This is a genomic window from Xanthomonas sp. NCPPB 1132 (genome assembly GCF_056629235.1).
This window is the reverse complement of sequence record NZ_CM152819.1, coordinates 4,615,240-4,637,044: the sequence shown is the minus strand read 5'-3', so window position 1 is coordinate 4,637,044 and position 21,805 is coordinate 4,615,240. Positions and strand designations below refer to the sequence as shown.

At 71.5% G+C, this 21,805-nt stretch carries 19 protein-coding genes; 9 read left to right on the top strand and 10 right to left on the bottom strand.

The genetic code is table 11. The features are described from left to right. Positions 1-70: 70 nt before the first annotated feature. From AC1G9L_RS19890 to AC1G9L_RS19880, 3 genes are all read left to right on the top strand, one after another. Positions 71-625, top strand: coding sequence for a DUF1190 domain-containing protein (locus tag AC1G9L_RS19890; protein ID WP_209245121.1), 555 nt, complete (start codon positions 71-73; stop codon positions 623-625). Positions 626-659: 34 nt separating this feature from the next. Beyond that, on the top strand, positions 660-1,841 hold the full coding sequence (locus tag AC1G9L_RS19885) for a glutathionylspermidine synthase family protein (protein ID WP_019800927.1): 1,182 nt from the start codon (positions 660-662) through the stop codon (positions 1,839-1,841). A 67-nt stretch (positions 1,842-1,908) separates the two neighbouring features. After that, positions 1,909-2,514 (top strand): hypothetical protein, encoded by a 606-nt coding sequence (locus AC1G9L_RS19880; RefSeq protein WP_481069795.1) that lies wholly within the window; start codon positions 1,909-1,911, stop codon positions 2,512-2,514. Between the two features lie 294 nt (positions 2,515-2,808). Here the strand turns inward: AC1G9L_RS19880 and AC1G9L_RS19875 are convergent, their stop codons facing one another. The 8 genes from AC1G9L_RS19875 to AC1G9L_RS19840 all read right to left on the bottom strand — a co-directional run bounded on the left by AC1G9L_RS19875 (position 2,809) and on the right by AC1G9L_RS19840 (position 11,662). After that, positions 2,809-4,107, bottom strand: coding sequence for a DUF58 domain-containing protein (locus AC1G9L_RS19875; protein ID WP_481069794.1), 1,299 nt, complete (start codon positions 4,105-4,107; stop codon positions 2,809-2,811). Positions 4,108-4,273: 166 nt separating this feature from the next. After that, on the bottom strand, positions 4,274-5,266 hold the full coding sequence (locus AC1G9L_RS19870) for an AAA family ATPase (protein ID WP_481069793.1): 993 nt from the start codon (positions 5,264-5,266) through the stop codon (positions 4,274-4,276). Then, complete coding sequence (locus AC1G9L_RS19865) at positions 5,263-6,450, bottom strand: DUF4350 domain-containing protein (RefSeq protein ID WP_481069792.1); 1,188 nt, start codon at positions 6,448-6,450, stop codon at positions 5,263-5,265. The genes AC1G9L_RS19870 and AC1G9L_RS19865 overlap by 4 nt, the downstream gene beginning before the upstream one ends. Beyond that, positions 6,447-8,156 carry a DUF4129 domain-containing protein gene (locus AC1G9L_RS19860; protein WP_481069791.1) on the bottom strand — a complete coding sequence of 570 codons (1,710 nt, stop codon included), beginning with the start codon at positions 8,154-8,156 and terminating at the stop codon, positions 6,447-6,449. The genes AC1G9L_RS19865 and AC1G9L_RS19860 overlap by 4 nt, the downstream gene beginning before the upstream one ends. Then, positions 8,146-9,201, bottom strand: coding sequence for a stage II sporulation protein M (locus tag AC1G9L_RS19855; RefSeq protein WP_481069790.1), 1,056 nt, complete (start codon positions 9,199-9,201; stop codon positions 8,146-8,148). The genes AC1G9L_RS19860 and AC1G9L_RS19855 overlap by 11 nt, the downstream gene beginning before the upstream one ends. Continuing rightward, positions 9,198-9,875 carry an RDD family protein gene (locus AC1G9L_RS19850; RefSeq protein ID WP_209245107.1) on the bottom strand — a complete coding sequence of 226 codons (678 nt, stop codon included), beginning with the start codon at positions 9,873-9,875 and terminating at the stop codon, positions 9,198-9,200. The genes AC1G9L_RS19855 and AC1G9L_RS19850 overlap by 4 nt, the downstream gene beginning before the upstream one ends. 172 nt (positions 9,876-10,047) lie before the next feature. Continuing rightward, positions 10,048-10,971, bottom strand: a complete 924-nt coding sequence (locus AC1G9L_RS19845) for a DUF2167 domain-containing protein (RefSeq protein ID WP_019800506.1) — start codon at positions 10,969-10,971, stop codon at positions 10,048-10,050. Between the two features lie 130 nt (positions 10,972-11,101). Next, positions 11,102-11,662, bottom strand: coding sequence for an alpha/beta hydrolase (locus AC1G9L_RS19840; RefSeq protein ID WP_019800505.1), 561 nt, complete (start codon positions 11,660-11,662; stop codon positions 11,102-11,104). A gap of 124 nt (positions 11,663-11,786) precedes the next feature. On the opposite strand from AC1G9L_RS19840, the gene AC1G9L_RS19835 reads away from it, so the two are divergent. Further along, complete coding sequence (locus tag AC1G9L_RS19835; protein WP_010340355.1) at positions 11,787-12,260, top strand: Lrp/AsnC family transcriptional regulator; 474 nt, start codon at positions 11,787-11,789, stop codon at positions 12,258-12,260. Between the two features lie 9 nt (positions 12,261-12,269). Here the strand turns inward: AC1G9L_RS19835 and AC1G9L_RS19830 are convergent, their stop codons facing one another. Then, positions 12,270-12,821 carry a gamma carbonic anhydrase family protein gene (locus tag AC1G9L_RS19830; protein WP_010340356.1) on the bottom strand — a complete coding sequence of 184 codons (552 nt, stop codon included), beginning with the start codon at positions 12,819-12,821 and terminating at the stop codon, positions 12,270-12,272. A 155-nt stretch (positions 12,822-12,976) separates the two neighbouring features. On the opposite strand from AC1G9L_RS19830, the gene AC1G9L_RS19825 reads away from it, so the two are divergent. From AC1G9L_RS19825 to AC1G9L_RS19805, 5 genes are all read left to right on the top strand, one after another. Further along, a complete protein-coding gene (locus AC1G9L_RS19825; protein WP_481069789.1) occupies positions 12,977-13,576 on the top strand; it encodes a methyltransferase domain-containing protein in 600 nt (199 codons plus the stop codon). Positions 13,577-13,783: 207 nt separating this feature from the next. Further along, positions 13,784-15,298 carry a right-handed parallel beta-helix repeat-containing protein gene (locus tag AC1G9L_RS19820; protein WP_481069788.1) on the top strand — a complete coding sequence of 505 codons (1,515 nt, stop codon included), beginning with the start codon at positions 13,784-13,786 and terminating at the stop codon, positions 15,296-15,298. Next, positions 15,295-16,623 carry a carbohydrate porin gene (locus AC1G9L_RS19815; protein WP_481069787.1) on the top strand — a complete coding sequence of 443 codons (1,329 nt, stop codon included), beginning with the start codon at positions 15,295-15,297 and terminating at the stop codon, positions 16,621-16,623. Before AC1G9L_RS19820 ends, AC1G9L_RS19815 begins: the two co-directional genes overlap by 4 nt. 36 nt (positions 16,624-16,659) lie before the next feature. Then, complete coding sequence (gene aroD, locus AC1G9L_RS19810) at positions 16,660-17,565, top strand: type I 3-dehydroquinate dehydratase (RefSeq protein WP_481069786.1); 906 nt, start codon at positions 16,660-16,662, stop codon at positions 17,563-17,565. Between the two features lie 49 nt (positions 17,566-17,614). Next, positions 17,615-18,922: an MFS transporter gene (locus AC1G9L_RS19805; RefSeq protein WP_019800864.1), complete on the top strand. Its 1,308-nt coding sequence runs from the start codon at positions 17,615-17,617 to the stop codon at positions 18,920-18,922. A 215-nt stretch (positions 18,923-19,137) separates the two neighbouring features. Here the strand turns inward: AC1G9L_RS19805 and AC1G9L_RS19800 are convergent, their stop codons facing one another. Beyond that, positions 19,138-21,567: a membrane-bound PQQ-dependent dehydrogenase, glucose/quinate/shikimate family gene (locus AC1G9L_RS19800; protein WP_481069785.1), complete on the bottom strand. Its 2,430-nt coding sequence runs from the start codon at positions 21,565-21,567 to the stop codon at positions 19,138-19,140. Between the last annotated feature and the right edge of the window lie 238 nt (positions 21,568-21,805).

Below are 21,805 nucleotides of genomic sequence, written 5' to 3'. Positions count from 1 at the left end.
CCGCCGGCCGCGGGTTTCCGCGGCCGGCGGAACCGGGCATCATCGTGCCTGGACTCAGGAAGACGTTGCCATGAAAAGGTCAAAGACGACCGCGTTGTTGCTGATGAGCGCGGCACCATTGCTGTTCACCGCCTGCGGGCGCGAGCCGGAAGCCAAGGCCCAGGAAGGTCTCTACACCTCGGTGGATGCCTGTGTGGCGCAGACCCACGACATCGCCACCTGCCGCGAGGCCTTCGCGCAGGCGCAGAAGCAGGCGGCGGAACAGGGGCCCAAGTACGCCAGCCGCGAGCAATGCGCGCAGGACTATGCGCAAGATCGCTGCGTGGAGCAGCGCGACAGCCACGGCCATTCCTTCATCGGGCCGATGATGACCGGCTTCTTCCTGTCGCAGATGCTCAACAACAACCGCGCCGCCGGGTTCAATGCGGCCCCCGCCTACCAGGACCGGCAGAACCAGTGGCAGCGGCCGGCATCCTATTCCGGCGGCGCCGGTGCGGTGAGCAGCGGCACGATGCTGCGCGGCAACCAGACCATGACCCATATCGGCGCCACGCCGAACCGGGCGGTCACCGTCAGCCGCGGCGGTTTCGGCGAATCCGCCGGTGGGCGCGGCTTCGGCAGCTGAGTCCGGCTTTTTTCCTCAACGCACGAGACCCCGCATGAAACGCATCGCGATCGTCGAGCGCGGCGACTGGCGCGCCCAGGCCGCGGAGTACGGTTTCCGCTTCCACACCATCGACGGTCAGCGCTACTGGGACGAACGCGCCTACTACGCGTTCAGCCTGCGCCAGATCGAGCGCGACCTGGAAGATCCCAGCGCCGAACTGCACGCGATGGCGATGGGCCTGCTCGACGAGATCGTCGCCAGCGAGGCGCTGATGCAGCGGCTGGCGATTCCGCCGGCGTTCCGCGACTGGATCGCCGACAGCTGGCGTCGCCGCGAGCCGCATCTTTACGGGCGCCTGGACCTGGCCTACGACGGTCGCGGCCCGGCCAAGCTGTACGAACTGAACTACGACACGCCGACCTCGCTGTTCGAGTCGGCGTTCTTCCAGTGGCAGTGGCTGGAGGATCAGCGCGCGCAGGGCCGCCTGCCGGACGACGCCGACCAGTTCAACTCCATCCACGAAGCCTTGCTGGAGCGCTTCGCCGCGCTCGCCGGCGGGTTGCCGCCGCCGCTGTACTTCGCCGCGGTGCGCGATTCGGAAGAGGACCAAGGCACGGTCGCCTACCTGCGCGACTGCGCCGCGCAGGCCGGCGTCGGCGGCGAGCTGATCGCCATCGAGGACATCGGCCTGTCCAGCGACGGCCGCTATACCGATTTGGACGACACGGTGATCGGCGCGCTGTTCAAGCTGTATCCGCTGGAGGACATGTTCGCCGAGCGCTTCGGCCAGGCCCTGCCGGGCTCGGGCCTGCGCCTGCTGGAGCCGCCGTGGAAGGCGCTGCTCAGCAACAAGGGCATCCTGCCGCTGCTGTGGGAGCGCCATCGCGGCCACCCGAACCTGCTGCCGGCCGTGTTCGACGACGGCACCACGTTGCCGCCGGGCTGGGTGCGCAAGCCGCTGCATTCGCGCGAGGGCGCCAACATCGCGCTGCACCTGGACGATGGCAGTGTGCTGGAGAGCGACGGCCCCTATGCCGGGCCCTACATCCGCCAGCAGGCACATCCGCTTCCGGCGTTCGAGGGTCGTTACCCGATGGTCGGCAGCTGGATCGTCGGCGACCGCGCCTGCGGCATCGGCATCCGCGAGGACGACGGCCCGATCACCCGTGACAGCGCGCGGTTCCTGCCGCATGCCATCGTCGAAGACGCGCGGCCGGGCGTGCTGTATGCGTGAGTCGGTGTCGCGCGCCGACACGGCGTCGCCTGATGCGCCGCGTCGGCATCGCAACGACGGAACGCCGTTGGCTGCCTATGCCGACCAGGTGGCGGTGCGCTGTCATCGCTGCGGCGCGCCAGGCTGGGTGCTGGCGCAGTGGGAGCCGTATCGCTGGCAGGCACGCTTCCGTTGCGGGCAGTGCAGCGCTGCGTTGGACAGTGCGGCGGACGACTGGGTAGGAATGGTGCAGTTGGTCGGCCGCCGGGCCTGCGGCCACTGCGGACATCAGTGGGTGCATGTCTGCGCAGTGTCAGCCGCCGCTGTACCGCCGCCCAAGACCTTGCCCGGCCGCTGCGCGTCGTGTCGCAAGGACTGCGCAGTGGCGGTGCAGCCGCGGCGCGTGCGCGACGGCTCGCCCCACGATCCGCATTTCGGCATGCCGCTGGCGCTGGTCGCGCCGACCCGCGCCGGCGTGCTGTGGGCCTACAACCCGCGCCATCTGCAGGAGTTGCAGGACTACGTGGCGGCGACGCTGCGCGAACGCCGTGGCCTGTTCGGGCGCTCGATGGTGGCGCGGTTGCCGGCGTGGATGAAGCTGGCACGGCATCGGCCGCTGATGCTGCGGACCTTGCAGCGTCTGCAGCAGGCCAGTGCGCAGCTGCCGTCCGTGCCTGCGACGTCGGGTGTGTAAGCAGCGTCCGTGCGTGTTTTGCCTTTCAGGTGATTCGCGCGATCTGCGCAATCGATGGGGGCGTGCCGCTCAGTCTCTTTCGGTGGCCTGCATCGAGTGCACTGTAGGAGCGGCTTCAGCCGCGACAGAGTCCCGGTGAACGCCCGTCGCGGCTGAAGCCGCTCCTGCATGGGGGCGGCAATTGCAGTGGAACAACAACCGCTCGCACCTGCGTTGCCACGCGACGGCACTGTGCTGGCTGCTGGCATCCAAACCAAGCACGGGAAGGCGCAACGCCGCCCTGGCCAGGGCGCGCTACAGCAACCCGTCGCGCTTCACCGCCAGGTAGCGCTCGATCAGGGCGGCGGGCAGTTCCTCGCCGGTGACGTCGAGCACCATCACCCCGTGGCTGCGCAGCGCCTCGTGCGCGGCGCTGCGTTGCTGCAGGTAGCGCGCCACCGCGCCAGCCTGCACGGCCTGCGGCAGGTCGTGGACCTCCTCGCTCAGCGCCTGGTCCAGCTCGCGCTCGCGCAGGCTGGCCACGCACACCAGGTGGCGGCGCTGCAGCAGGCGCACCGCGGCCAGCAGGTCTTCGATGTCCTCGTCGCGCACGTTGCTGACCAGCATCACCAGCGCGCGGCGGCGCTGGCGCAGCGACAGTTCGGTGGCCGCGGCCAGGTAGTCGGTGGCCACCGGCTGCGGTTGCAGGTCGTAGCTGGCGCGCAGCAGCACGTCGACCGTGGCCATGCCGCGCTGCGGCGCCACCCAGCGCGCGTCGCCGCCGCTGGCCATCATGCCCACCGCATCGCCCTGGCGCAGTGCCAGGTACGACACCACCAGCGCCGCATTGAGCACATGGTCGAAGTGCGACAGGCCGGACTCGCTGGCCAGCATCCGCCGCCCGGTGTCGATCAGCATCAGCAACTGCTGGTTCTTTTCGTCCTGGTACTCGCGCGAGATCAGCTTGCGCGCGCGCGAGGTGGCCTTCCAGTCGATCTGGCGCAGGCTGTCGCCGACCCGGTACTCGCGCATCTGGTGGAAGTCGGTGCCTTCGCCGCGGCGCCGCTTCAGGTGCGCGCCGACCAGACGCGAGGCCTGTTCGGCGCTGAACAGGGCGAAGCGGGTCAGCGGCGCGAAGTTCGGGTACACGCGCACGGTCTGCGCCGGCCCGGCCAGGCGTTGCTGCCGCCACAGGCGCCAGGGCGCATGCAGGCGCAGGTGGGTGCCGTCGAAGACGACGCGGCCGCGCGCGGTCGGGCGCAATTGGTAGCGCACCTGGGTCTGGTGCGCGGCGGGCAGGGTCAGGCGCTGCGGCAGGCCCTGCAGCTCCCAGCCGCTGGGGACCAGGTCGAACAGGTCCACGCGCTGGCGCTGCGCGCTGTCCAGGTGCAGCACCACCTCGCGCTGCACGCCCAGCGGCAGCGCTTCGGGCAGCTCGCGGCGCACCTGCGGCGTCGGCCGCCGCCACAGCCGCCACGCATCCAGCGCCGCGACCAGCGCGATGCCCGCCGCGATCGCCTGCCAGCTCCACAGCGGCAGCCAGCCCAGCGCCACGGCCAGGCCGCACAGCGCCCACAGCGCGAGCAAGGCCAGCAGGAGCGGGGCGGGTCTCATCGCTGGGTGGCCGGGAGGGGGGAATGGGGAATGGGGAATGGGAAAAGCGGCAGCGCTGTAGCGCGACGCATCGCTGCGTTCGTCAGCTCACTGCAATCGGGAATAGCTGGAAACGCCGGGAACCCCGGCTTTTCCCATTCCCCATTCCCCATTCCCGACTCCCCGCTCATTTCCGTGGTGCCTCCACCTTGGCCAGCAGCGCACTGAGGGCGTCGTCGGCGCTCTGGCCTTCGATCTGCAGTTCCGGGGCCAGGGCGATGCGGTGGCGCAGGGCCGGCTTGGCCACGTCGCGGATGTCGTCGGGGATGACGAAGTCGCGGCCGGACAGCACCGCCTGCGCGCGCGCCGCGCGGACCAGGGCGATGCTGCCGCGCGGGCCGGCGCCGAGCGCAATGCCCGGCCAGCGGCGGGTGGCGGCGACGATGCGCACGGCGTAGTCGATCACCTGCGGGTCCACCGCGATGGCGGCGGTGCTGGCCTGCATCGCCACCACGTCCTCGGCGCCGAGCACGCGCGGCACCTGCGACAGGTCGAAGTCGCCGGCGCTGCGGCCGCTGGTGACCGCGGCGACCATGCGCGCCTCGTCCTCCAGTTGCGGGTAGTCGATCAGGATCTTCAGCAGGAAGCGGTCCAGCTGCGCTTCCGGCAACGGATAGGTGCCTTCCTGCTCGACCGGGTTCTGCGTGGCCAGGGCCAGGAACGGCGGCGCCAGCGGGAAGGCCGTGCCTTCGATGGTGACCTGGCCTTCCTGCATCACTTCCAGCAGCGCCGACTGGGTCTTGGCCGGGGCGCGATTGATTTCGTCGGCCAGCAGCAGGTGGGTGAACACCGGGCCGCGGCGGATCTTGAAGCTCTCGGTCTTGGGGTCGTACACGGCGTGGCCGCTGACGTCGCTGGGCATCAGGTCCGGGGTGAACTGCACGCGTGCGTAGTTCAGTTCCAGCGCCTGCGCCAGCGCGCGCACCAGCAGGGTCTTGCCGAGGCCGGGCACGCCCTCGATCAGCACATGGCCGCCGGCCAGCAGCGCGATCAGGATCTGCTCCAGCACCTCCGGCTGGCCGATGAAGGCGTGGCCGACCGCGGCGCGGATCGCCTCGGCGCGTTCGATCAGGGCAGGGCCGGCGAGCGGCGCGACGGCGTCGGAGGGGGCGGTGGTCATAACTGGTTTCTCATCTGGACGAGGAGGCGGATGCGCTCGCGCAAGGCGGCGGGTTGATTGGGCGGCGGCGGCTGCAGCGCCTGTTCGACCTGCGCTACCGGCAGTTGCAGGCGGTCGGCGATGGCGGCGGCCTGGGCCGGGCCGTCCAGCGCGGCGGCGAGCGGTGCGCGCCGGCGCAGCCGCGCCAGGAACGCCTCGCGCACCGCCGCGTGCAGCAGGTCGGCGCGGCCGAAGCGCAGCAGGTGTTCGCCGCTGGCACGCACGTGCTCCAGCAGCGAGCGGCGATCCTCGGCCGGCGCGGCGCGAAGCGGCCCGAAGCGCTGCATGCGCGACCACAGCCAGGCCAGCAGGATCAGCAGCGCCGGCAGCCAGGCCGGCCAGCCGCGGGTGAACAGGGTGCGCCACAGCGACGGCAGTTCGGCCGAGTAGATCAGGTGGATGGTGCCCTGGCCGTAGTTCGGCCCCAGCACCTGCCGCGCCAGCAGGCGGTTGCCGGCCTCGCGCAATCCGCCGCTGCGCAGCATCGGGTCGTTCTCCATCGGCGAATCCTCGAACATCCTGCCGAGCCGGTTGTCCTGGTTCTCGAGGAAATCCAGCTCCGACAGCACGTCCACGCTGCCGTCGCCGTAGGGCACGCGCGCAAACACGAAGTCGTCGTCCTCGCCGCTCCACCAGTTGTCGGGGGTGTCCGGATCGATGTGGAAGCGGCGACCGTCGCAGAACACCTTCTGCGGCGCCGCGCCGGGCACCGCCATCATCAGGCAGTTGTCCGGGCTGCTTGCCTCGACGGTGATGTCCAGTGCTTCCAGGATCGGCACGTCGCCGCGCTTGACCTCGACGGTGGGCGTGCGCAGCACCAGATGTCCGCCGTGCTCCACCCAATCCAGCAGGGTGTCGCCATCGGCCTTGCCGAGCATGCGCGGGTCGCCATACAGCACCACGCTGTCGTGCGGGCGCAGGCGCATCGCCGCCAGGTCCAGGCGTTGCCGCGACTCGGCGCGCACGCCGTCGGCGCGCAGGGTCTGGCGCAGCGCGTACAGCGGGTTGTAGGCGGCCTCGCCGCGCGGCGGCAGCACGATCTCCCGCTCGGCGCGTTCGTAGCGGCCGAAGAACCAGGCCGCGCCGACGCTGACCAGCAGCAGGCCGACCAGGAAGATCAGCGCATTGCGCGTGCCGCTGTTCATGCCTGCCACCGGAACTGGCGCTGCAGCTCGTCGACCAGCGTGTCGAAGGCGTCATCCTCCGGCAGCCGGCCAGCATAGGCGGCGTGCTGCCAGACCCGCACCATGCGCGCGAACAGGCCGCGGTCGGCGTCGTCGGGCAGGCGTTGCGCGGCGCGCAGGCACTGCGCCTCGGTGGCGCTGGGCGGCAGCACCAGGTCGGCGCGTTCGCACAGCGTCGCCACGCTGGCCCGGTACAGCAGCGCCAGCGCATCACGGTGGCGGCCCTCGCGCCAGGCACGTCGCGCCACCGTCGCCACGTCGTCGGGCAGCGGTTGCGGCGCCAGCACCGGCACGTGCTCCGGCGCCGCCGCCACCGTCGCGCGCCGGCGCCCGGTGCCGCGCATCCACGGCAGCCAGTGCCTGGCGGTGAGCAGCAGCACCAGCAGCAGGATTCCCGCCAGCAGCCACATGCCCCAGCGGCCGACGAAGGCGATGGCCTGGGCCGCGGCCTTGATCCATTTGCCGAACGGGGTGAGGTCTTGCTGCTTGTCGTCCGGCTTGGGCGGTTCGTCGGGATTGCGCTTCTTCCAGTAGCCGATGGTGCGCTTGGCGGTCAGCAGCGGGTCGGCGTAGGCACGGTCGGCGGCGCGGGCGAAGCGCGCATCGGCGGCGGGCTCTGTGTCGAACACTTCGTCCAGCGGGACCGGGTGTTCGGCGTTGTGGTGGTGGGTGTCGGCGGCGGGCGCGGCCGCGGCCTTGTCGTCGGTCTCGGCGTTTGCGTTGGTGTCGGCGTCCGCGTCGGTGTCCGTCGCGGGGTCGGTCTCGCCATCGCCATCGCGCGTGTCGTCCGCGGGCGCATCCTGCGCCGCCGCGGTCTGCGTTGCCGCGTCCTCGGCCACCGGTTGTGCACGCAGCGCCGCGGCCGGCGCGGCAAGCAGGGCCACGCACAGCAGCGCCAGCGGCGCGGCGCCGCGCAGGCGCGCGGCCATCCGGCGCAGCGCCATCTCCACGTCCCAGGCTTCGAGCTGGGTACGCCGGTTGAGGTACAGGCCGAAGCCGGCGCCGACGAAGAACGGTTCGATCAGGGTCATCGCCAGCCAGCCGATGACGTTGAAGCCGATGTCCGCCCATGCCGGCGTCTGGTCGCCGATCAGCGCCCAGGCCGCGCGCGCGGTTTCCGGCAGCAGGTCGATGGGCACGAACATGAAGATCGTGGCGATGCAGGCCACGCACAGCATCGCCTCGAAATGCCAGCACACGCTGGCCAGCAGCAGCGCATGGCCGTAGATGGCCCCGCCCAGGGTGCGGCGGCGCTCGCGCTGCTGGTCGGCGCTGGCGCCTTCCAGCAACTCCAGCGGCATGAACACGCTGCGTGCCGGGCTCAGCCGGCGCCAGGTCAGGTAGCCGAGCAGCGTGCGCCAGCCCCAGGCGCCCTGCGCGCGCACGGTGTCGCGCACGCGCGGTACGTCGCCGAACACCGCGCGCGAGATCACGAACAGCGGGATCCGGTCCAGCACCGGCTTCAGCCACCACAGCAACAGCGACGCCAGCCACAGCCGGTCGATCGCCCAGGCGCCGAGGTTGAGCGCGACGCACAGCGGCAGGGTGACCAGCACCCATGGCTTCCAGATCGCCCCGGCGTGGCGACGGACCAGCGCGGTGCCCAGTTCCATCGCTTCCCAGGCCGAGCGTGCGCGCAGCACCACGTCCAGGCGCTCAATCCGCATCGATGGCCTCCACCCGGCCGCGGCCGCCGCGCCACAGCCACGTCAGCACCAGCGTCCACAGCAGCGCCGACACGCTGTACTTGATCCACGCCGGCACGGTCGCGATGGACGACCAGAACGCCTCGATGAAGGCGGCCACCAGCAGCATCGCGGCCACGCCCAGGCACAGCCGTGCGCCGATCTTGCCGCCTTCGACCAGCGCATCGATGCGTCGCCGCCGTCCCGGCACCAGCACCTTCAGGCCGAGCTGCAGGCCGGCGCCGCCGGCGATCACGATCGCGGTCAGTTCGAACGGCGCATGCCCGGCGACGAAGCGCCAGAAGGTGACGCCGTAGCCGATCTGGTGCAGGTGCCCGGCCACCGCGCCGATGGTGATGCCGTTGAACAGCAGCACCAGCACCGTGCCCAGTCCCGCCAGCAGGCCGCTGGCGAAGGTGCGCAGACCGATGCTGATGTTGTTCATGATGTAGTGGCCGAACATCTGCCAATCGGTGCCGCTGTCGCGGCCGAGTTTCTGCGCGCTGGCGGCGGGGTCGTACATGCGCTCGATCTGGCTGACCTGCATCGGATCCATCAGCCCGTGGATCAGTTCCGGACGGAACTGCAGCAGCACGAAGATGGTCACCAGCGGCACCACGAACAGCGCGGTGGCCGCGGCCATGTAGCCGGCCTGGCTGCGCACCACCTGCGGGAATTCGGCGAACAGGAATTCCGCCGCGCGCCGCCAGCGCGGACGCGGCGCCCGGTACAGGACGGTGTGGCCCTGCTGCATCAGGTGCTGCAGGCGCGCGGTGACCTGCGGGCTGTAGCCGCGCTTGCACGCCAGCGCCTGCTGCTGGCACAGGCGCCGGTAGCGCGCCGGCACGTCCTCGTCGGCGAGCGGCGGCGGTTGCTGCGGATGCGGCGGCGCGACCGCGGCCGTGGCATCGCTGGGCGTGTCGGTGGCGGTCGGCGCCGGCTTGCGCGCGCTGCCGCTGCGCTGCAGCCAGGCCTCGAACGCCTGCCACTCGTGCTGATGGCGGAGGACGAACTGTTCCTGTTTCATCGGCGGCCCAGCAACCAGTTGGCCATCGCGTAAAGGCGCAGCACTCCGGCCTGGCCCGGCGTGTCGGTCAGCGGCTGCGCCAGCGCGGCCAGTTCCAGCTGCCGCTCCGGGGTGAGCCGCGGCGCGCGCTCGGCGAAGGCGATCAGCGCCGCCTGTTCGGCCGGCAGCAGCGGCCGCGGCGGTGCGAGGGCGCTGGCGATCGGCGGCAACGCCTCGTCCTCGCGCGGCGCTTGGTGCACCACCAGCGTGCCGGCGACCAGGTCGCCCAGGCGCCGCGAATGGGCATCGAACAGGCAGGCGATCAGGCCGACGGCATAGCCGAACGGCAGCATGTCCACGGTGCGCAGCAGGTTGCGGGTGATCGCGGCCATCCACCCCACCGGCGCGCCGTTGCGCGCCACCACGCGCAGGCCCAGCGCCTGCTTGCCCAGGGTCTGGCCGCGCCAGCCCTCCAGCACGATCGGGTAGGCCCAGAACACCAGGAACATCGCCACCAGGTACAGACCCTGGCCGAGGCCGCCGAGCAGGCCGAGGAGCATGCCCATGGCGGCGAGCAGGGCGAAGCGCAGCGCCAGGTCGATCAGCCAGGCCAACGCGCGCGGCACCGCGCCGGCGGCCGGCAGATGCAGCGGCACGCCTTCGGGGGTGACGACTTCGCGATAGGTATCGAGCATGCCCCTTACCGCCGCCGCATGGTGCGGCGGACACTGACGCCTGCGATGTGGGGAGGCCGTCCTTCCGTTCGGCCGGCTGCCTGTGGCGGCATGCTGCTCTCGACTGCGTCCTGCTCCGACACGGAACTTTAGCCGGGGTGGCGTGAATTGCCCAGCGTGACGGCGGTGCCGGTCAGCGCACCGTGCCGCCGTCGCGCTGGCGTCCGCCGAACAGCTTGCGCACGCCGGCGACCAGGCCCATCAGGCCGACCAGCACCAGCTTCCAGGCCTTGGCCAGCAGCAGGCCGAGTTTGGCGAACAGGCCGGCCTTGGCCGCCAGGCCGCCGCCGATCAGGGTGGCCAGGCCGTAGCTGGCGATCTTGTCAGTGGACGGGTTGTGGTCGGCATAGCGGGCGCCGCTGTCGAACTCGGCCATCGGCAGCAACTGCTGCATGCCCGCGCGCACCTGCGCCAGTTCGCCCATGCCCGAGACCGCATTGAGGCTGAGGTAGCCATGCCGGCCGAGCACGCGGATGTCGTAGTTGAGGGTGTGCTCGCGCTCGCCTGCGAACGCCAGCTCGCGCGCCCAGTACAGCTTCTTGCTGCCGGTGTCGTAGCGCGGCGGCACCGCCCAGCCGACCAGGTCGACCTGCTCGTAGCCGGCCTTCTTGCGCTGCGTGTTCTCCTCGCGGGTGGCCTCCTGCATGTCCTTGAGCATGGCCTGGTAGTCGATCTTGCTGGCGTCCTCGTCGGACACGTAGCCGTCATCGGAATAGGTGACCACCACCGCCCAGCTGCCCTTCTCGTCGAGCGCCGGCCGGCGCGGCACGATCAGGCCCAGCACGTCGTCGTCGGGCGGGTTGCCCCAGTAGCTCTCCAGCACCCGCCGCGCATCGGTCTTGTCCAGGTAGCGGAATTCCGGGCCGAGGTCGAAATGCACCTTGGCCTGCGGGACCTCGATGTGGCCGTCGCGAAAATGCAGCGTGCCGACGAACTGCTCGGCGGTCATGTCCGGGCCGCTGTCCTGGGCCAGCGCCGGGACGGCGCTGAAGCACAGCGCACAGCAAAAAGCGGCCAGCAGGCCGCGCAGCGAGATCTTGAGCATCTGCGATTCCATTCGTTCGGTGGCGTCCCCACGCCAGAGACGCATAGTGTCGCGCAGGCGCAGGAAGCGCGCCAGTCGCGCGCGCGCTTTTTTCCCCTCCACGGCGTCGCGCGGCGTCCTGCCGGGGAGGCGTCGGCAGCGCTCAGGCGGGCGAGGCCGGTGCGGGTCCGAGGCCGGCGTCGAAGGCGGCCAGCAAGTGCGCGCCGTGCGGCCATGCGCCCAGGCCGCTGGCGGCATTGAGGTGTCCCAGGCGGTCGAGTTCCACCAGTCCGCTGCCCCAGGCGGCTGCGCAGCGGCGGCTGTAGGACGGTGCCGCGTAGGGATCGTCGCTGCTGGCCACGATCAGGCTGGGAAACGGCAGCGGCGTCACCGGCGCCGGGACGAAGCTGGCCGCCTGCGCATGCGGGAACGCAGCGCTGTCCGGATCGGGCACCGCGACCAGGAAGGCGCCGCGCGGCAGGCGTTCGGCACGCGCGGCCCAATGCGCGACCAGCAGGCAACCCAGGCTGTGCGCGACCAGCAGCGGCGGCGTGGCGCAGTGCTGCACGCAATGGTCGAGCGCGCGCAGCCAGTCGTGCAGTTGCGGATGCGCGAACGACGCCGGTTGCAGCCGGCGCATGCGCGGGTCGTGCCGCTGCCAGAGGGTTTGCCAGTGCTCCGGTCCCGAGTCGCCGATGCCCGGCACGATCACCACGTCCTGCATGCGCTACGCTCCGTCGGAAGAAAGCGTGAGTGTCGCGCTGCCTGCCTGGCATCGCCATGGCGATGCATCGGCGCAAGCGACGGTTTTCCGATGAATCCACGGTGCATGAGGAAGGGGCGAGCGAGTGGCGGCGAAGACCTGGCGGGGCGATGCCCTGGATTACGCGATCCTGGAGGCGCTGCAGTGCGACGGCCGCATCGCTCTGGCGGCCCTGGGTCGGCGCATCGGCCTGTCGCAGCCGGCGATGTCCGAGCGCGTGCGCCGGCTCGAGGAGCAGGGCGTGATCACCGGCTATACCGCCCGGGTCGATCCGCGCGCGCTGGGCCTGGCGACCTCGGCCATCGTCCGCCTGCGCACCACGCATGCGCAGATCGGCGCGTGCCTGGCGCTGTTCGCGCAGATGCCGCAGGTGCTGGACGTGCATCGGGTCACCGGCGAGGACTGCTTCGTGCTGCGCGTGCTGGTGCCCGCGCCGGCGCAGCTGGAGCCGGTCATCGATGCCCTGGCGCGTTTCGGCGCGGTGACCACCAGCGTGGTGTTGCGCAGCGAGACGCCGCGCCCGATCGGCCGTGCCTTGCTGGCGTTGGCGGCCGAGTAGCGGTGCGGGCTACTGCGGCGCTGCCGCGGCCGCGTCCAGGTAGCGACCCTTCAGCCGCACGTAGTGCTGCGCCGAGTAGTGCAGGCTCTCGATCTCCTTGTCGCTGAGCATGCGCGCCTTGCGCGCCGGATTGCCCAGCCACAGCTCGCCTTCGCCGACGGTCTTGCCAGGGCCGACCACCGCGCCTGCGCCGACGAAGCCGTACTTCTTCACCGTGGCGCCGTCGAGGATGCACGCGCCCATACCGATCAGGCACAGGTCCTCGATGGTGCAGGCATGGATGATGGTGCCGTGGCCGACGGTCACGTCCGCACCGATCAGGGTCGGGTAGCCGGCCGCGTTGTAGGGGCTGTGGTGGCTGACGTGGATGATGGTGCCGTCCTGGATGTTGCTGCGCGCGCCGATGCGCACGTAGTTGACGTCGCCGCGGATCACCGTGCCCGGCCACACCGACACGTCGTCCTCCAGCACCACGTCGCCGATGAGGGTGCAGGCCGGGTCCACATAGACGCGCGCGCCCAGCTGCGGGGTCTTGTCGAGGTAGGGGCGGATCGGGGACACGGCGCTCTCCGGCGGTGGGCGGCCGGCGGCCACGCGGGCGCCGATGATAGCGCGGTCGCTGGGGCCGGCCGCCGCGGGCGCGTCCCCCGACGCGTGTCGCACGCAAGGACTAAGCTACGCCGGGCGTCGTGCGACGCCGTTGCGGAGCAATCGCCATGGTGGACCGCCCGACCGTCGCGGCCTACGACGCCGATGCCGCGCGCTATGCGCAGGACTGGCGCGACCAGGCCCCGCCCGAGGACATGTACGCACTGCTCCGGCGGCATTTCGCGCCGGGGCCGACCGCCGACGTCGGCTGCGGCGCGGGGCGCGATACGGCCTGGCTCGCAGCGCGCGGTTTCGAGGTGTGCGGCTACGATGCGAGCGCCGGGCTGCTCGAGGAGGCGCGGCGGCGCTACCGCGGCCTGCGGTTCGAACTGGCCGCATTGCTGGCACTGGCCGGCGTCCCGTCCGGCGCGTTTCGCAACGTGCTGTGCGAAACGGTGGTGATGCATCTCGACCAGGCGGACGCGGCTGCCGCCGCGCGGCTGGCAGAGCTGCTGATGCCGGAGGGCACCTTGTACCTGAGCTGGCGGGTGGCCGGAAACGACGCGCCGCGCGATGCGCATGGCCGCCTGTATGCCGTGCTGGATGCGGCGCGGATGCGTGCGGCGCTGGGCGCCGGCGTGCAGGTGCTCGACGACCACGAGGTCGTCAGCGCCTCCTCCGGCAAGCGCGTGCATCGGCTGATCGCGCGCAGGGCCGCCGCCGCATAGCGCCATGCACCTGGCCTTGCGGCGCGGTCGACAGCGGCCAATTGTGCGATAAACGCACCGCGAATCGATATTCGCACTTGAATGGTGCAGTGCGATAAAACTAGCGTTGCCGCTGTCCCGGCGCCTGGCAGCGCGCGACGCGTGCGCCGCTGGCGGCCGCGGCGCCGCCCGCCGCCGGTGCGGTCCCGATCCTGTTGGAGATGGTGCATGTCCTGTGCGTTTTTCCGCGGCCTGGCCCTGTTGGCGGCGGCCCTGCTTCCCGGTGCCGTGCGCGCCTACCAGGCCGAGCCGGCGCCGCCGGAGCGCAGCGTGCTCACCGTGGACCGTTACGCCGACGACGATGCCCCGGGATCGCTGCGCTGGGCGATCACCACCGCCAACCAGGCGCCCGGCCGTTACCGCATCGAGATCGCCGCGGTGGGCGCGCCGCCGTACGTGATCCGCCCGCGCGCGCCGTTGCCGGCGCTGCAGGGGCCGCTGCAGGTGGTGGGCCTGGCGCGGGCGCACGATGGCCAGTACATCGCCATCGACGGCGCCGGCTACATCCACGGCAAGGGCACCGCCGCCTGCCCGGGCGCGGAGAAGGGCCAGTTCGGCACCAACGTGCGCAGCACCACGCTGCCGGGCCTGGTGCTGCGCGACACCCAGGGCGTGGAACTGAGCGGCCTGGAGATCCGCAACTTCTGCATCGGCGTGCTGCTCAACCGCGCCAGCGACAATGTGCTGCGCGACAACCGCATCGTCGCCAACCACGGCGGCGCCGGGGTGATGCTGACCGGCGACGACGGCAACGGCCAGTCCACCGCCACCACCACGGTGCGCAACCGCATCGAGCGCAACACCTTCCTCGACAACGGCGACGGCCTGGAACTGACCCGCGGCGCGGCCTGGAACCTGGTGGCCGACAACCTGTTCCGCTCCACCGACGCCAACCCCGAGCCCTCGCAGGGCATCGAGATCCTGTGGGGCAACGACAACACCGTGCTGCGCAACCGCTTCGAGCGCTACTCCGACGGGTTGCAGATCAACTGGGGCAACCGCAACACCATCGCCGACAACGACTTCGCCGGCAATTCGATCGGGGTCAGCGTCACCGGCCGCGACAACCTGATCGAGGGCAACCGCCTGGCCGGCAACGGCATCGGCATCGCGGTGCGCCCGCAGCCGCGCAGCGAAGCCAACCGGTTCAGCGCCAACCTGCTGTCCGGCAACGGCCTGAAGATCGAGCGCTGTTTCGCCGGCGGCGCCTGCGTGCCCGGCCAGCCGCGTGGCGCCATCGTGTTCGACGTGCCGGGCCTGGAGCATGCGCCCTTCGTCGGCTCGCGCGGCATCGGCGTCGATCCGGACCCGCGCAAGCGCGCGACGATCTGCGGCGCCGCCGCGGCGGCGGACGGTTGCCAGCCTGCGCCGAACTTCGGCCAGGCCGCCCCGCAGTTGCGCACGATCGAACGCGGCGCCGGCGTGCCGCAGGTGCAGGGCAGCTTCGTCGGCCGTCCCGGCCATCTGTACACGGTGGAGCTGTTCGGCAATCGCCGCCGCGGCGACGACGAAGCCGAACGCTATCTCGGCCGCGTCGAGGCGGCGGTGGATGCGCAGGGACAGGGCCGCTTCGCGCTGCCGCTGGACGGCGACAGCGCAGGATTGGCCACGCTCACCGCCACCGTCACCAGCGACGATGGCGCGACCTCGCCGCTGAGCGCACCGCTGGCGGTGACGCCGTGAGCCGCGCCGTCTCCGCCGGCGCGCGTGCGCCGCACCGCCTGCCGTCGTTGCCGGCCTGGTCGTTGCTGGCCGTGGCCATCGCCTTCGTCCCGGCCGTTGCCGCCGCGCAGGACGCCACCGACTTGGCGCACAGCACTTTGACCGGCGACTGGGACGGCACACGCAGCGACTGGCTGCGGCGCGGCGTCAATGTGCGCGGCGACTACGTCGGCGAAGCCATGGGTCTGGTCGACGGCGGCCGCGGCGAGCGCGGCGCGCGCTACGCGCAGCAAGTGCGGCTGGGCGTGGACCTGGACCTGGCGAAACTCGCTGGCTGGGACGGCGGCACGCTGCACGTGACCGTCAACGACCGCCGCGGCCGCAGCACCTCGGCCGACCTGCTCGGCAACCGCTTCCCGATCCAGGAAGCCTACGGCGGCCAGTTCACCCGGCTGACCGAACTGAGCTACGACCGCCGCTTCAACGACGGGCGCAGCTACATCAAGGCCGGCTTCTACGCGATGGGCAACCAGTTCGGCGCGCACACGCTGCTGACCAACTTCGTCAACGCCGCGTTCTGCGCGCATCCGCTGGCGATGTCCGGCAACAGCGGCTGGTACAACTATCCGAACGCACGCTGGGGCGCGGAGGTGGCGCAGCAACTGAAGCCGGCGGCGAACCTGCGGGTCGGCTGGTTCCAGGTCAACCCCAGTACCAACAACAACGTGCACACCGCGTTCGACCTGGACGCGCGCGGCACCACCGGCTCGCTGTTCCCCGTCGAACTCACCTGGACGCCGGGCGCCGGCGGCGCCTACCCGGGCACCTACAAGTTCGGCGGCTATTACGACTCCTCGCGGGTGCCGCGCAAGGGCTTGGACCCGCGCGCCACCACCGGCCGCGACGGCGCCTACCTGCTGGTGGAACAGAAGCTGTATTCGCCCGGCGGCGAGCGCGGCCGCGGCCTCACCGGCTTCGCCCAGTACATGGTGTCCGACCATGCCACCGCGCAGATCACCCGTTGGTACGCCGTGGGCGGCGTGTACCAGGGCATCGGCCGGCGCAGCCAGGACCGCATCGCGCTGGGCTACGTCGGCGCCGACATCAACCACCGCCTGCTCGACGCGCGGAGGGCGGCGCTGCTCGACGCCGGCGTGCCGCCGGAGGCGCCGGTGTTCGCGCTCGACACCGCCGAGGAACTCTACGAACTGTCCTACAGCGCGCAGCTGACGCCATGGCTGATGCTGCGGCCGGACGTGCAGTACATCGTCAACCCCGGCACCTTCGCCTATGCGCGTACCGACAACGCGCTGGCGGTGGGGCTGCAGGTCAAGCTCACCTTCTGAGCGCGCACTGCGCGCCTCCTGCCCAGGCCGATCCCGATGCCCCTGTTGCCACGACGACTGACCTTCCTGTGCTGCGCCGGCCTGCTGCTGGCATCGCCGCTGCGGGCCGCACCTGCGCCGCCTGCGGCAGCGGCGCCCGCCGCGTCGTCCGCGGCCGCGCCGCTGCCACCGCCGCGCGTGCTGCAGATCCGCGGGCTCGACATCGGCGCCGGCCTGCCCAAGATCATCGTGCCGATCACCGCGCACGACGCCGGGGAGGCGCTGGCGCAGGCGCAGCGCATCGCCGCCTCGCCCGATGCGGACCTGGCCGAGTGGCGCATCGACCTGATGGACGGGGCCACCGACGCGGCCGCGCTGGCGGCCCTGGGGCCACGCCTGGCGCAGGCGCTGCACGGCAAGCCGCTGCTGCTGACCTTCCGCACCAAGGGCGAGGGCGGCGCGGTGGCGATCGACGATGCCGCCTACGGCGCGCTGTACGCGCGCCTGCTGGATGCGCGCTTCGCCGACCTGCTCGACGTGGAGATGTTCCGTGACCCGGCGGTGCTGCGGCAGGTGGTCGAGCGCGCACACCGGCAGGGCGTGTACGTGGTGATGTCCAGCCACGACTTCCACGCCACCCCGCCGGTGGCGGAGATCGTGGCGCGGCTGCAGCGGCAGCAGGCTCTGGGTGCCGATGTGCTGAAGATCGCGGTGATGCCGCGCGATCCCGGCGACGTGCTGCACCTGCTCGACGCCACCTGGCAACTGCGCCAGCGCAGCGGGCAGCCGCTGCTGACCATGGCGATGGGGCCGCTGGGCGCGGTGTCGCGGCTGTCCGGCGGCACCTTCGGGCAGAGCCTGACCTTCGGCATGCTCGGCAGCGCCTCGGCGCCGGGGCAGATCGACGCGGCGCGCCTGCGCCAGGCGCTCGACGCCCTGCACGCGGCCGCGCCCGCCAAGTGACGCCGCGTCGCCGCGGTTCTCGTTCGCCGTTCCAGCAGGAGTGACCCCCATGAGCCATGCCGCCGCCCCGCCCACCGCGCTCGTCCTGGACCGCATGAGCGGTTTCCAGTGGACGGCCATCGCGGTCTGCGTGCTGTTGAACATGCTCGACGGCTTCGACGTGATGGTGATGGCCTTCATCGCCCCGCACGTGTCGGCGGCCTGGCACCTGTCCGGCAAGCTGCTGGGGATCGCGCTCAGCGCCGGGCTGGTGGGCATGGCGCTGGGTTCGCTGCTGTTGGCGCCGCTGGCCGACCGCTGGGGCCGGCGCAACATGATCCTGTGCTGCCTGGCGATCCTGACCGTCGGCATGGCCGCCTCGGCGCTGGCGCAGGACATCTGGCAACTGGCCGCGCTGCGCGTGTTCACCGGCATCGGCATCGGCGGCATGCTCGCCGGCGTCGGCGTGATCACCGCCGAATACGCGAGCCCGAAGTGGCGCAGCACCGCGGTGGCGCTGCAGGCCACCGGCTATCCCATCGGCGCCACCCTGGGCGGGCTGATCGCCGCGATGCTGCTGGAACGCTGGGGCTGGCACGCGGCCTTCGTGTTCGGCGCACTCGCCTCGCTGCTGTGCATCCCGGTGGTGCTGGCGCTGCTGCCCGAATCGCTGGATTTCCTGCTCAGCCGGCGCCCGCCGGATGCGCTGGCGCGGCTCAACGCGCTGCTGACGCGCATGCGCGCACCGACCCTGGATGCCCTGCCGCCGCGCCCGCCGGTGCAGGAGAAGGCCGGCTACGCGGCGCTGTTCACCCCGCGCCTGCGCCGCAACAGTGTGCTGATCGCGTTGGGCTTCTTCATGCACATGTTCGCCTTCTATTTCGTGCTGAGCTGGACGCCGAAACTGCTGGTGCAAGCCGGGCTGTCGGCCGAGCAGGGCGTCACCGGCGGGGTGCTGTTGAACCTGGGCGGCATCGTCGGCGGCGCCTTGTTCGGCTGCCTGGCCGCACGTTTTCTGCTGCCGCGGCTGACCGCAGCCAGCTTCCTGATCGCCGCACTGGGCATGGCGGCATTCGCCACGCTCGGCACGCAGTTGCAGCTGGCCTTCCCCGTGGCCTTCGTGATCGGTGCGGCGCTGTTCGGCTCGATGGCCGGCCTGTATGCGGTGGCGCCGATCGTGTTCGCGCCCACCGTGCGCACCACCGGCCTGGGCTGGGCGATCGGCATCGGCCGCGTCGGCGCGATCCTCTCGCCGATGACCGTGGGCGTGCTGGTCGACGCCGGCTGGCAGCCGGCCAATCTGTACTACGTGCTGGCGTTGCCGCTGCTGGTGGCCATTGCCGCGGTGCTGACGATGCGGCTGCAGCCGGCGCGGTGAGGGCAGGGCGGCGCGGGCGCGGGTCTGTCTAGGCTTCGAGGACAACGCGCTTTGCGGCACGGCCTGGCCTGCGTCACCCGATCGGCGCCGTGCCCGGCGCCGTACCCCCCATGTGTCGGCCAACCTGCGGCGTCTCGGTCGAGGCGCTGTGAGGTCTCACGAACGCGGGTCCATCCATTGCCACCGCACGCAGGTGGCAATGGCGTGCCGTTTTCCTACTTGGCGTTCGGCAAGGCGTAGGCGATCACGTAGTCGCCGCGGTCCGGCGACTGCCGCGCGCCGCCGGCGGTGATCACGATGTACTGCTTGCCGGTCTTGGTCGACACGTAGGTCATCGGCCCGCCCTGGCTGCCCACCGGCAGCCGCGCCTTCCACAGTTCCTTGCCGGTGCCGCTGTCGAACGCGCGCAGGTAGTAGTCCTGGGTGCCGGCGATGAACACCAGGCCGCTCTGCGTGGCCAGGGTGCCGCCCAGGGTCGGCATGCCGACCGGAATCGGCAGGTGCATCTTGAAGCCGAGCGGGCCGGTGTCCTGCACGGTGCCCACCGGCACCTGCCAGGCGATGCGGCGGGTCTTCAGGTCGATCGCGCTGAGCGTGCCGAACGGCGGCGCCTGGCAGGGGATGCCCAGCGCCGACAGGAAGCGGTTCTTGTTGACCGCGTACGGCGTGCCCTTCAGCGGCACCGCGCCCATGCCGGTGTTGACGGCCTCGCCGCCGCTGGAGGCGGCGGCCTTCTCGGCCTTCTGCGGAATCATCTGCACCCACAGGCCCAGGCGCATGTCGTTGGCGAACACCACGTCGTGCACCGGATCGACCGACAGCCCGCCCCAGTTCATGCCACCCAGCGAGCCGGGGAAGCTCAGCGACACATCGGTGCCGGGCGCGGTGTACAGGCCCTCGTAGCGCATCTTCTTGAAGGCGATGCGGCACAGCATCTGGTCCAGCAGGGTCGCGCCCCACACGTCCGCCTCGCTCAGGTGCTTGGTGCCGATCTGCGGCATGCCCACCGACAGCGGTTGGGTCAGCGCATACGGTTCGTGCGGGATGTCGGCGGCCTTCACCGGCACCTCGCGGACCTCGGTCAGCGGCGTGCCGGTGGCGCGGTCGAGCACGTACAGCTGGCCGGCCTTGGTGCCGATGATCAGCGCCGGCACCTTGCGGCCGTCGGCCATCGGGAAGTCGATCAGGCTCGGCTGCATCGGCAGGTCGAAGTCCCACAGATCGTTGTGCACGGTCTGGTAGACCCACTTGACCTGGCCGGTGCTGGCATCCAGCGCGGTGATCGAGGCGCCGAAGCGGTGGTCCAGCGCGCTGCGCTCGGCACCGTACAGGTCGGTGGACGGGCTGCCCATCGGCAGGAACACCGTGTTGGACGCGGCGTCGTAGGACATCGGCGCCCACACGTTCGGCGTGCTGCGTACGTAGGTCTTGCCCGCGGCCGGCGGCTGCGTGTCCTGCGGGTTGCCCGGGTCGAAGGCCCAGCGCTGCGCGCCGGTGATCACGTCGAAGCCGCGGATCACCCCGCCGGGCATGTCGGCCTGCACGTTGTCGGCGACGCGGCCGCCCACCACCACCGTGGTCCCGGCCACGGTCGGCGCCGAGGTCAACTGGTAGAACGGATCGGGTGCGGCGCCGAGGCCGGCCTTCAGGTCGACCTGGCCGTTCTGGCCGAAGCCGCTGCAGAACGCGCCGGTGTCCGCATCCAGCGCGATCAGCCGTGCGTCGATGGTGTTGGTCAGCACGCGGCGCCGGCAGTTGGCGCCGGCCGGCAGCACCGCCGCCGCGACCGGCGAGGCATTGGCGGCGCTGGGCTGGGCCAGCGCCGCGTCGGCATCGAAGTAGGCCAGGCCGCGGCAGCGCTGCCAGACCGAGGACTGCGCGTTGATCTCGCGCTTCCACAGCTGCCGGCCGCTGCTGGCGTCCAGCGCGATGACATTGTTGTGCGGGGTGCACACGTACAGCGTCTCGCCGATCTGCAGCGGGGTGGTCTGGTCCTCGGCGCCGTTGCCGTCGCTGACGGCGATGTCGCCGGTGCGGTAGGTCCAGGCCACCTGCAACTGGTCGACGTTGCCGCGGCCGATCTGGTCCAGCGCGGCGAAACGGCTGCCGCCGGCGGTGTTGCCGTAGTGGCTCCAGTCGCGCTGCGCCTGCGCCGGGGTCACCGGCACCGGTGCCGGGCCGGGGCCGCTGGCCGCCACCGGCGGATGCGGCACGAAAATGCCGGCCAGGCCGCCGGCGCAGGCCAGCGCCAGCACCGCCGCCAGCGCGTATGCGCCGCGGCCGCCGGGCAGGCCGCGGGCGCGGCGCAGGCTCGGGTAGACCAGGGCGACCAGCAGCGCAAGCACCGCCGGCATCATCAGCCGCGACACCAGCGGCCAGAACGCCAGGCCGGCGTCCCAGTACGCCCAGGCCACGCTCAGAACGAAGGCCAGTGCGTACAGCCACGCACCGGCCGGACGCCGGCGCAGCAGCAGCACGGCCGAGACCACGCAGGCCGCGCCCATCGCCAGGAAGTAGAGGCTGCCGCCGAGAGTGGCCAGGCGGATGCCGCCGACCAGCAGCGCCAGCCCGATCAGCGCCAGCAGCAGGCCGACGCTCCACAGCACGATCCGGCCGCCGGCCGACACATCCGATTGGGTTTGCACGTTTTCGATCCTCTGCAGGGGAGCCGCACGGCGTCCGCGGTCGGCCACGAGGGCGGCGAAGGCGGGCGTGCGCACGATGACATGCCGCGTCTGGAAAGGACGTCGCCACGTTGGGCGATTATCGCATTTGTGTTCGGTAATAGAACGAATGGCCACGCCCGCCGACGCGACGCTGCGTGCCGGTTTCCGACGTTTCTCCGACCTTGGTGAAGCCCGTACAACGCACTGTTACAGGGAT

Excerpts from the sequence above, each read along its gene's own strand:
- AC1G9L_RS19890 (WP_209245121.1), top strand. The coding sequence starts at position 71 with ATGAAAAGGTCAAAGACGACCGCGTTGTTGCTGATGAGCGCGGCACCA.
- AC1G9L_RS19885 (WP_019800927.1), top strand. The coding sequence starts at position 660 with ATGAAACGCATCGCGATCGTCGAGCGCGGCGACTGGCGCGCCCAGGCC.
- AC1G9L_RS19875 (WP_481069794.1), bottom strand. The coding sequence starts at position 4,107 with ATGAGACCCGCCCCGCTCCTGCTGGCCTTGCTCGCGCTGTGGGCGCTG.
- AC1G9L_RS19870 (WP_481069793.1), bottom strand. The coding sequence starts at position 5,266 with ATGACCACCGCCCCCTCCGACGCCGTCGCGCCGCTCGCCGGCCCTGCC.
- AC1G9L_RS19865 (WP_481069792.1), bottom strand. The coding sequence starts at position 6,450 with ATGAACAGCGGCACGCGCAATGCGCTGATCTTCCTGGTCGGCCTGCTG.
- AC1G9L_RS19860 (WP_481069791.1), bottom strand. The coding sequence starts at position 8,156 with ATGCGGATTGAGCGCCTGGACGTGGTGCTGCGCGCACGCTCGGCCTGG.
- AC1G9L_RS19855 (WP_481069790.1), bottom strand. The coding sequence starts at position 9,201 with ATGAAACAGGAACAGTTCGTCCTCCGCCATCAGCACGAGTGGCAGGCG.
- AC1G9L_RS19850 (WP_209245107.1), bottom strand. The coding sequence starts at position 9,875 with ATGCTCGATACCTATCGCGAAGTCGTCACCCCCGAAGGCGTGCCGCTG.
- AC1G9L_RS19845 (WP_019800506.1), bottom strand. The coding sequence starts at position 10,971 with ATGGAATCGCAGATGCTCAAGATCTCGCTGCGCGGCCTGCTGGCCGCT.
- AC1G9L_RS19840 (WP_019800505.1), bottom strand. The coding sequence starts at position 11,662 with ATGCAGGACGTGGTGATCGTGCCGGGCATCGGCGACTCGGGACCGGAG.
- AC1G9L_RS19825 (WP_481069789.1), top strand. The coding sequence starts at position 12,977 with ATGGTGGACCGCCCGACCGTCGCGGCCTACGACGCCGATGCCGCGCGC.
- AC1G9L_RS19820 (WP_481069788.1), top strand. The coding sequence starts at position 13,784 with ATGTCCTGTGCGTTTTTCCGCGGCCTGGCCCTGTTGGCGGCGGCCCTG.
- aroD (WP_481069786.1), top strand. The coding sequence starts at position 16,660 with ATGCCCCTGTTGCCACGACGACTGACCTTCCTGTGCTGCGCCGGCCTG.
- AC1G9L_RS19805 (WP_019800864.1), top strand. The coding sequence starts at position 17,615 with ATGAGCCATGCCGCCGCCCCGCCCACCGCGCTCGTCCTGGACCGCATG.